Below are 549 nucleotides of genomic sequence, written 5' to 3'. Positions count from 1 at the left end.
AGCCGTTTCGTGCGCCGCCCGGATGCGCCGAAAAACCTTAAAGAAGCACTGTTAAACCACCTGATTCTGGAGCAAGGCTGATGATCGCAAAGGAACGCATTGCCTTCGTTGACAACCAACTGAAGAACTTCAAAAACAGCCTGACGATTTACCAGAAGCAAACCCATTCCTGGTATGCAAGTCTGGCTGATGAAGTCAGCCATAAAACCAATAAACCCTCCCTGTTGGGAATGGAGCGAATCCTCAAAGCAGGCGGATCATCGACTGCGGTAAGCATGACTGATGATAATTTCAGTGTTGTGGCTCAATGCCCATTGAAAGGTCCTTTGCTAATCGAGAGCAAGTTCGAATCGCTTTACGACATTCCTCTGGGCGATATCGAAGTTGAGGTCGTTGCAGTGGATGGCGGCGCTATCCACAAAGTCAAACTCGATGCTAAAGGTAAAGGTAGTTGGTCAGGTGGTGTGCCGGGAAAAAATTACATCATCCGCGTTCACAACGAAGTGACACCTGCGCAGATCGATACGCTGTTCGACTCATACAAGGGAC

The 549-nt window shown here is 48.8% G+C and carries 1 pseudogene; it reads left to right on the top strand.

Annotation, left to right across the window (positions count from 1 at the left end):
* Positions 1 to 80 precede the first annotated feature (80 nt).
* Positions 81 to 549, top strand: a pseudogene (locus tag HT737_RS31045) (RHS repeat protein); the annotation flags it as partial.

It is taken from the genome of Pseudomonas sp. MD195_PC81_125, assembly GCF_014060985.1.
GTDB classification, from domain to species: Bacteria; Pseudomonadota; Gammaproteobacteria; order Pseudomonadales; family Pseudomonadaceae; genus Aquipseudomonas; species Aquipseudomonas parakoreensis.
This window is presented reverse-complemented; position numbering and strand designations above follow the sequence as displayed.